This is a genomic window from Gordonia sp. B8661-1 (assembly GCF_059427765.1).
The window spans coordinates 1-8,956 of the sequence record NZ_JCAHRL010000025.1; the positions used below are offsets into that span (position 1 = coordinate 1).

The following is an 8,956-nucleotide window of genomic DNA, read 5'->3' on the forward strand; positions in this document are numbered from 1 at the left end:
CCATCATCAACCACGAGGCCCCTCAGGCCGCGTGACTAACCCTGTCACCTATCCGTGCACCAGGCCCCCATCCATCACGGTGTCGTCGTCTTGCAGCACCCGTCCGCCATCGTTTGGCACGGTGTTGGTGGCCGCGTCGAATGGCAGTCCTGCGATCGATGTTGCGGCGTAGCCGATTGACGGAATCACGAGGCCTGCAGCGGTGATTGTTTCCTGGCCGTCTGGCGCATGGAAGGTGATTGAGTCGACCTGGCCGTCGCCGCAGATCTGTACCGGCGTCGCGTTGTAGTGCAGCCGGACTCGCCGTCCATCGTCATGTGTAGGTCGTGTGCACTGCTGCAGTAGGTCGACCTTGGTCTGGATCGTCGAGTCCGCAGCAGCCTTCATATCGGCAAGAGTCTCCGGATCGACGACGACACTCACCCCGGGCGTTTCCATCAACGCCGCCAACTCTTGGTTGGTGAATGCGCTCTCGCTGGGGCCGCGGCCTCGAGCGAAGTCCGGCCAGCTAGTCTCGCCCGCCTGTTTACTACCTCCGCAAAGCGATGACAGCAATCCCGCCGCCGCGCAGCCTCAGCGCCGCCCTGGCCCGTCGGTCGCGGCCTGACGATGGTTTCCCGGCGCCGCATCTCCCGGCTGATCGTCGCTGGCGAACGGCCCAGTATCCGGGCCTGCCGGTAGCCGGCGTCGGTCAGTTTCTCGATCCGGACGCGCTCGAGCCAGGTCAACGCGTCCGCGCGAGGAACCCCGGCGGGCGATGGGGTAATCGAATGTGGTGGCACCACTTGAGCGTCCCTGACCGCTTCGGCCAGCCGCGTGCGGCCCACTGACACTCGGTGGCCGCCGAACACCCCTGCGACTAGGCCGGTCTCGGTCGGGGCTGACGCCGGCATCGATCTCGTCGAAGAATCGGGCCTTGACCAGTGGCGGCGTTCGGCGGCCACCGGTAATCGCCGGGACGATGCCGAACACACGCGTCCAGATCAGCGCAAGGGTCTGGGGCACACCCGCTACCGATACTCGACCGCGGTGCTGCAACTCACGAAAACCCGCTCCCGAACCTCAGGCGGCAACGGTAGTCGATCTCTGCCTGGCATACAGCACTCCAATCAGGAATGTCGCAGTCACCGATTGAGCCAAGACGTAGCGCCACCGCAAAGACCAACTGCGGCAACTGTATTGTGCAGGTTTCGCCTGCAGTACCGGCGCGGGTCGATATTGCCATTGGTGTGAAATGGACCTGTCCGACATCGGTGCAGACTCTTGGACGGTAGATGTCCAACAGGTGTAGTCACGTGTTAGCGCAACCTTCTATCACCGATTAGGCTATGAAGGCTCCGCTGTGCGAAGTCCTTCTGGGGCTCCGACATTGGCGCTGGCGCGGACGATCAGTTGCGGCTTGCACGTCTTTTCGGTATCGAGCTGAGCCCACATCGCATCGATCATCGGCTGCAGGAACAGATGTCCCAGCTGCCGCACCATCAGCCCGACCACCTGATCGGCGACTGGTCGGCTGGTCGATGCGGCACCTGCCGTGCGCAGTTCGATGACCTGGTTCCGCGATAGGTCGGTGAGCCGTTCCAGCAACCGGCCGTCGCCGCTCGGGTCGAGTAGCGCGCGACGCATGTAGCCGATGAGCGCCGGGTGCTCGTCGAGCATGCGCCGCACCGCCCCATCACGTGCGGCCGCCACTTCGGCAGGAGCACCGTCGCCCGGCACGGACGCGATCGCCGCGGCGTGGCGGTCGACGATGTACTGCTCGACCGCCGATCGCAAGCCGTCCTTGGTCTTGAAATGATGCTGCACCAGTCCGACCGCGACACCCGCGCGCGCCGCCACCGCTCGCATGGATACCGCCGAAACCCCTTCGGCGGCAAAGAGTTCCAGCGCAGCGTTACGAATGCGCGCCTTGGTCGTCAGATCGCTGTCGATCGGCTCCCCGCTGGACATGTCACCTCCACTCGAATGGACATCATACAGATTTCCGCATTTCAGTACATTTGCTCATATTCTAGGACATTCGTATAGTACGATGATCGATACCGTAGCAGGAGGATTTCATGGCAGCTCGAGAAGCAGTGATCGTGGGAGCGGTCCGCACCCCGGTCGGACGGCGAGGCGGCGCGCTGCGCAACTGGCATCCAGTCGATCTGCTCGGCCAGACACTGCGCACGCTGGTCGATCGGACCGGCGTGGACGCATCGCTGATCGATGACGTGATCGCCGGTTGCGTACTGCAGAACGAGGAGCAGGGCGGCAATCTCGGCCGGCACGCGGTCCTGGCCGCGGGACTGCCCGAGTCCGTGCCCGCGGTGACGGTGGACCGGCAGTGCGGCTCCGGACAACAGGCCGTCAGTTTCGCGGCGCAGGCGATCGTGGCCGACTGCGCCGATCTCGTGATCGCCTGCGGCGTCGAGTCGATGTCCCGGGTGCCGATGCCACCGGCGATGAGGCCGGGCGCGCCCCTCGGCCCGCAGTACAGCCCGCGCGAGCTGGTCCGCTATAACGTCGATTCGGAGCGCGGCGAGCTGATGGCGCAGGGCGCGTCGTCGGAGCTGATGAACGCCCGATTCGGCCTGACCCGTGCCGAGCTGGACGACTTCTCGGCGCGTAGTCACGAGCGCGCCTGGGCCGCAACACAAGCCGTCAACAACCGGTGAACAGCTAGACGCCGAACTCAGCCAGTGAATTATCCGCCGATGGTGGCGCTCTGGTTCAACCCCGTGGCGTTGCGATCCACGCTCTGCATGAGTGCGACGCAGCACACTATCCCTGGTTGGCTAACACCCGATTTCTTAAACGATTGGAGTAAGTGATGAAAATGCAAGCAGCGGTTCTCTGGGGTCCCGGTGAGGACTGGAGCGTCGAGGATGTCGAGCTCGACGGACCCCAGGAAGGTGAGGTGCTCATCCGCTACGAAGCGAGCGGGCTATGCCACTCCGATGATCACGCCCGCACTGGTGATATGCCGATCGCGGTACCCACCGTCGGTGGTCACGAGGGTGCAGGAGTCGTTGAAGAAGTCGGTCCGGGAATCAAGAACCTGCAGCCCGGCGACAAGGTCGTCTGCTCGTTTCTGCCAGCATGCGGGCATTGCCGGTGGTGCTCGACTGGGCAACAGAATCTTTGCGACATGGGCGCGTTCATCCTCGCCGGCACCATGCTCGACGGCAGCTACCGCCGCCGCGCCCGTGGAAAGGACCTCGGCGCCCTATCGTTGCTGGGAACCTTCGCTGAGTATGGGACGGTCCACCAAGAATCCGTGGTGAAGGTCGACGACGACGTTCAGCTTGATCGAGCGTGTCTGCTCGGTTGCGGAGTGACGACAGGTTGGGGGGCAGCGGTCAACACCGCAAAGGTCCAACCGGGCGACACAGTTGTCGTCATCGGCTGCGGCGGCATCGGCGCCAGCGCGATCCAAGGTGCCCGAATAGCGGGCGCCGAAAATATCGTCGCGGTGGATATCGTCGAATCAAAGAAGCAGCAGTTAATACCGCTCGGGGCAACACATTTCTGCACGAGCTTCGAGGAGGCCACTGCGCTTGTTGCAGACCTCACCCGCGGTGTGATGGCCGACTCAGCGATTCTCACAGTGGGGGTTGTCGCCGGCGAAATGATCGGACAGACGCTGGAGTTGGTGCGAAAAGGCGGCGTCGGGGTTGTTACTGGTGTTGCCCCGGCAACTGAGAACACTGCAACCATCCCGTTGATGATGTTCACGCTCTTTCAAAAGCGTTTGGCTGGAAGCCTCTTCGGCGAAGCCAACCCGAGAGCAGATATTCACCGGCTGCTCAGACTGTACCGAGACGGCCAGCTGAAGCTTGACGAGACTGTCACCGCCGAGTACCAACTCAGCGATATCAATCAGGGATATCAAGACATGTTCGATGGCAAGAACATTCGCGGGATCATCACGCACAGCCACTGAGATGCAAGCACGCACGGAGGAACACATGATCGACCAGAACACGCTGTTCATCGGCGGTACATTGTCACCAGCCCACGCGCCAGAGCGGATCGAGGTATTGTCCGCGGCCACCGAAGAAGTCATAGGAAGCGCACCAGCAGCAGATGCGGACGATGTCGACGCCGCGGTTGCCGCGGCACGACGTGCATTCGACGATCCTCGCGGCTGGTCGGCGTGGAGTCCCGACGAGCGCGCAGCAGCGATCGAGCGGTTTGCTGATGAGTTGGAGGCGCGTGCGCCGCAGCTCACCGAATTGGTCTCGTCCCAAAACGGGATGCCGATTGCCATCGCCGGAATGCTCGAGTCCGGGCTTCCCGCGACCGTATACCGGTATTATGCGAACCTCATTCGGACTACGGAACTGGAGCAGACACGTCCAGGCCTACTCGGTGGCCGCGCGATTGTTCGCCAGGCCCCAGTCGGAGTGGTCGCCGCGATCGTGCCGTGGAACTATCCGAACCTGGTCACTGCACTGAAGGTGGCGCCTGCGTTGGCCGCCGGCTGCACCGTAGTGGTGAAGCCCAGCCCAGAAACAGTCTTGGATTCCTACATTTTCGCCGAAGCGGTCGTTGCTGCGAACATACCGGCGGGAGTCATTAACATCGTTCCTGGGCGGGCGAGTACTGGCTCATACCTCGTATCCCACCCAGGCGTCGATAAGGTCACGTTCACCGGATCGACCGCCGTCGGCCGTCAAATCGCAAAGACCTGTGGCGAGCTACTCCGCCCAGTCACGCTCGAGCTCGGTGGAAAGTCGGCAGCGATCATCCTCGACGATGCTGACCTCACTGCGAACATCGAGGGACTTTTTCAGGCGACGCTACTGAATAACGGTCAGACCTGTGTGCTGAATAGCCGAATTCTTGTTCCTCGCACGAGGTTCGACGAGTCCCTCGAACTCTTCGCCGGACTCGTCAACGGTGCCGTCATCGGTGATCCACTTGATCCGAGTACACAGGTCGGACCGTTGGTCAGCGCTGCGCACCGCAACCGAGTGGAGGCACACATCGCAAAGGCCAAGAGAGACGGTGCGAACATTGTTGCCGGCGGCGGTCGGCCAGCCCACCTCGATCGTGGCTGGTATGTCCAACCCACCCTTTTCTCAGACGTTGATCCGTCAAGTTCCCTTGCACAAGAGGAAGTATTCGGACCGGTACTCGCTCTTATGCCATACGACGATATCGGTCAGGCGGTTCAGATCGCCAACGACTCCGCATACGGATTGGCTGGCACCGTATGGACCGCTGATGAGTCTCACGGTATCAAGATCGCCGAACAAATCGAATCCGGCACGGTAGGCGTCAACTACTACATGCTCGATCCCGTTGCGCCATTCGGCGGTATCAAAGCGAGCGGCTTAGGCCGCGAACTCGGTCCCGAAGGTCTCGCGGCGTGCATGCGGACCCACACGACGTATCTGTCAACGAGCGCGTAGCCGCCCGCGTGTCGTTCCTGCCGCACTGTCCACCGCGCGCAGGAACGACACCGCACTGATCGTGAGGTTATTTACATGACGGCGACCCACAACGACTGGCGCTACGGCGACAAAGTCATAGTGCCAGCACCGTACTCAACGTGTACTTTTGAAGGAGTGGATGTGCCCCGTACTTTCCTAGCAAGATCGATTGGATACGCAGCTGCTGCGCTACTCGTAGCAACAGCAACAGCAACAGCGGGCGCTCCGGCCGTTGCAGAGCCTGCGGACGCCCCTGTCGAGAACGGCGGCCTGCTGCGGTCTGTTAAGACGGATCTCCTGGCAGGCGCCATCCCTACTGGGGTGAAGGCGACTTCGGTCACGTATCGAAGCTCCGATACCCGCGGCAAGCCAGTCGCTACAACGGGAATTGTTATGGTTCCGGCTTCGAAGTGGACTGGTAGAGGACCTCGCCCATTGGTCACCTATGCAGTTGGCACCCACGGCTCGGATCCGAGTTGCCGACCTTCACAGCTGCTGACTCGCGGACTGACCACCGACCGCTCTGGCGTTCCTATGATCGAGCTACAGCTGCTTGACGTGGCTTCCCTCTTGACTCGAGGGTTCGCTGTAACCATGACCGACTTTCAGGGGATGGAGGCGCCGGGGCGGCTACCTTACCTGCAGCCCATTCCCCAAGCCCACGCAGTGCTTGATGCTGCGCGCGCCGCTATATCGGTGGGGGCAGTTGATCGCCGAGCGCCTGTCGGAATCTGGGGATACTCACAGGGGGGCGGGGCAGCTGCCGCCGCTGCCGAACAGGCCAAGTCTTATGCCCCTGAACTCAATATCAGAGGGTCTGTGGTCGGTGCGCCCCCGACCAACCCGGCGCGAACAATGATGTTCAACGAAGGGAAGCTATCGGCCGGAGTTATTGGCTACTTCGTGAACGGGGTACGGGCTGAGTATCCGCAACTTGCGCCGAAGATCGATGCGAAACTAAACAGTCAGGGTAGAGATTTTCTGCGTAAGACTGCGGGTGAGTGTCTGGTGGGCAGTGTCGTCGGCCACTATTTCAGATCGACAAAGGGGATGACGGTAAGTGGGCGACCGTTAATCGAAGAGTTGGCTTCCGATCCTGAGATAAACAGCGTATTCCAGAGTTTCGTAATGGGACGAACGGCACCGAGTCATCCGGTACTCCTTATGCAGAACGTGAACGACGACGTTGTCCCCGCCGACGATGCGAATGCCACGGCAGACGCTTGGAAACGCGGGGGTACCAACGTCGCCAGGGCGAATATCAACACACCATCGCTACCGCCCATCGGAGCTCCAGGACACGCAGTCGGATTGGTTACCGGTAATATCGCAGTCAACTGGCTGGCAGGCCGACTCACCCAATAAATGGCTCACAGCGAGGACCTGCGGAAGTCAAGCGTGTCTGCCGGCTTCCGCAGGTTGGCCCCTGAAGCATGGCCGTCACCGACACAGCTCGTCTATGCATCTGGCCACCAAGTGTTTGTCCACCACAGCAGCACGTGACCGCTGGTCCAGCGCTTAGTGATCGACGCAGGTCGCAGACACATGGCGTCCAAGCGGGTCGAAACGACGCGTAGCCAGCGCGCGATCACCGCCGGGTGAACTCCAACCCCACGGGTGACGCGCGCCGGACCAAACTAGGCGTGATCGTTGCGAAAGTACTTCGCTCGAGTCTCTGTCGGCAGCACTTCTAGCCGTCCCCTGAAATGAGAGCGTGCCGCCTCGACCTTCTGCTCATGACTTCGTGTGGCGGTCGTCAGCTGACTCTTGGCTCGCTCGATCTTTTCGGGAAGCGTCTTCTTCTCGTCAGCGGCCAGCCGTGCTTGTTTGTTGATCGCTGCCGCCAGCGCGTAGGCGTTCGGACCGGCTTTTGGGTCTTTCGATGCATCAAGGGTGGCGACACCATTTACTGCAGGACCATCAACCACAACGTACGCGTTGCCGGCACCGTTGGTGGATTCGTCGGCTGCCGATGCGGTGACGCCGATGATCGACCCGCTACCTTGCCTGGTGTCGATCCATCGCTGGTAGACCGTCACTCCTCCGCCGGCGGCGACCCGCTGGCCCTTGACGCTGCTCAGTTCGCTGATGGTTCGCTCGATGCTGGCGACTTCTGTCGTCATCAGCCGCGATGCAGCCCGGAACTGCTTGCGTGCAGACCTGGCGGCTGTCACTGCGTGCTGTACCTCGACATCGAGCTTGCCGAACTCCCGCCGGCGGTATTCGAACCAGCCGACGCCGACGATCACGGCCAGCGCGATGATGACCGCTACTGCTATTCCGGTGGCATCCATGTGGTTGGTCCTTCTGCTTGGTCACAATTGTTGTCGGGAACGGCGGATTGACATGAGAGTCTGTCAATCTTTGGATGGGCCTCGAGTCCTTGACCGGGTCGATCAGGGAGCGTCTTGCGAGTAGCGCTCTCGATTTGGTGGCGCAACTCCGTGGCTATGCTCGCGGGAACATCGATGTGAGCCTTGCCGAAGAGTTCGGTCACTCGTCGGTAGGCAGTTGCTCGTTCGTTAGGAGGAGATCGATCGTCGAGCGCCACTTTGATTGCCGATTCAGCGCGTCGCAGCAGAGTTCGTTGCTCAGCCGACAGACCGCTGTCACCCGAGGCTGAAGCAGCTGCGTACGCGGCCCTCCATGCGGTTTCGGCAGCAACGGCCCGATCGGCGAAGTCACGCACGAAACCGAGTTCGTCAGGAACGGTGCCATCTACTCGCAAGGCATCGGCATGGGCGAAAGCAGTGTAGAAAGCTTGCACGAGCGGGTGTGTTCGATCGGCCAGTAGTGGGCGATGGAAGAATGCCGTTGCGTCGGTCTCGTAGGCAGCGAACTCTTCCCGCACCGTGTTCAGTCGGCGAACAGCGTCAATCCATAGCGCAGAGCGTAGTTGAGCATCGTTACCAATGCGCCCGGACGGTGGTGCCGCTGCGACGTCCGCGGCTGGCGGCTGTGGCCGGACTTCGCCACGAGTGTGCGGAGTATGAGAGGCCTGATGAAGGACTGCTCCGGGCGTGACGCACAGGACGCAGAAGCTGTTTCGCGCGCTTGTCACCGACTGAGGGGGAACCAGTTCGTTACCGGTGCTGCCTCGTATGGGACGAGTGATTACGACTGATCCGGATATGGGCCAAGCTTCATACGGTGCAGTGACAAGCATGTCAGCAGCTGCGGAGCGGAGACGACGCAGCCACTCCCGAAAGGCAGGGTCACCGTCCGCGATTATCAGTGGACCTTTGTTGTCGTCAACCCACTCAGCCACAGTGAGACCGGTTCCTGGGATCAGTAGTGTGGCGACGGCTTGACTCAGGTAGTAGCTCGTGGGGGCGTCGCGATCATTGTCGGCGTCATCGGCCGCGTGCATGGGCGAAATTCCTTGCCGGTACTGGGTCTCAGGTTTCGCTGAGTGTATCCGCCTGTCCGGAGAGCTCGTTACGCAGACTGAGGACCCGAGGAGTGGGGGACTGCTGCACGATCGGGTGACAGTGTCGGTGTCATGCCGCTGAGGCGGCTGTGTTGATGATCGT

The 8,956-nt window shown here is 61.6% G+C and carries 8 protein-coding genes and 1 pseudogene; 4 read left to right on the forward strand and 5 right to left on the reverse strand.

Annotated elements, in window-relative coordinates:
* Positions 1-48 precede the first annotated feature (48 nt).
* The 3 genes from AC4JJG_RS21350 to AC4JJG_RS21360 all read right to left on the reverse strand — a co-directional run bounded on the left by AC4JJG_RS21350 (position 49) and on the right by AC4JJG_RS21360 (position 1,950).
* On the reverse strand, positions 49-423 hold the full coding sequence (locus AC4JJG_RS21350) for a hypothetical protein (protein ID WP_495405847.1): 375 nt from the start codon (positions 421-423) through the stop codon (positions 49-51).
* Positions 424-437: 14 nt separating this feature from the next.
* Complete coding sequence (locus AC4JJG_RS21355) at positions 438-893, reverse strand: helix-turn-helix domain-containing protein (RefSeq protein ID WP_350339598.1); 456 nt, start codon at positions 891-893, stop codon at positions 438-440.
* A gap of 433 nt (positions 894-1,326) precedes the next feature.
* Entirely contained in the window at positions 1,327-1,950 is a 624-nt protein-coding gene (locus tag AC4JJG_RS21360) for a TetR/AcrR family transcriptional regulator (RefSeq protein WP_182374529.1), read from the reverse strand.
* Positions 1,951-2,060: 110 nt separating this feature from the next.
* On the opposite strand from AC4JJG_RS21360, the pseudogene AC4JJG_RS21365 reads away from it, so the two are divergent.
* The 4 genes and pseudogenes from AC4JJG_RS21365 to AC4JJG_RS21380 all read left to right on the forward strand — a co-directional run.
* Positions 2,061-2,645: pseudogene (locus AC4JJG_RS21365) on the forward strand (thiolase family protein); the annotation flags it as partial.
* A gap of 170 nt (positions 2,646-2,815) precedes the next feature.
* Entirely contained in the window at positions 2,816-3,928 is a 1,113-nt protein-coding gene (locus AC4JJG_RS21370; RefSeq protein ID WP_258325138.1) for an NDMA-dependent alcohol dehydrogenase, read from the forward strand.
* A gap of 25 nt (positions 3,929-3,953) precedes the next feature.
* Positions 3,954-5,402: an aldehyde dehydrogenase gene (locus AC4JJG_RS21375; protein WP_182374527.1), complete on the forward strand. Its 1,449-nt coding sequence runs from the start codon at positions 3,954-3,956 to the stop codon at positions 5,400-5,402.
* Between the two features lie 555 nt (positions 5,403-5,957).
* A complete protein-coding gene (locus AC4JJG_RS21380) occupies positions 5,958-6,788 on the forward strand; it encodes a lipase family protein (RefSeq protein ID WP_495405848.1) in 831 nt (276 codons plus the stop codon).
* A 272-nt stretch (positions 6,789-7,060) separates the two neighbouring features.
* On the opposite strand, the gene AC4JJG_RS21385 is transcribed toward AC4JJG_RS21380, so the two are convergent.
* On the reverse strand, positions 7,061-7,717 hold the full coding sequence (locus AC4JJG_RS21385; RefSeq protein ID WP_006898340.1) for a hypothetical protein: 657 nt from the start codon (positions 7,715-7,717) through the stop codon (positions 7,061-7,063).
* Positions 7,699-8,274, reverse strand: coding sequence for a hypothetical protein (locus AC4JJG_RS21390; RefSeq protein WP_156896118.1), 576 nt, complete (start codon positions 8,272-8,274; stop codon positions 7,699-7,701). Before AC4JJG_RS21390 ends, AC4JJG_RS21385 begins: the two co-directional genes overlap by 19 nt.
* Positions 8,275-8,956: the final 682 nt, after the last annotated feature.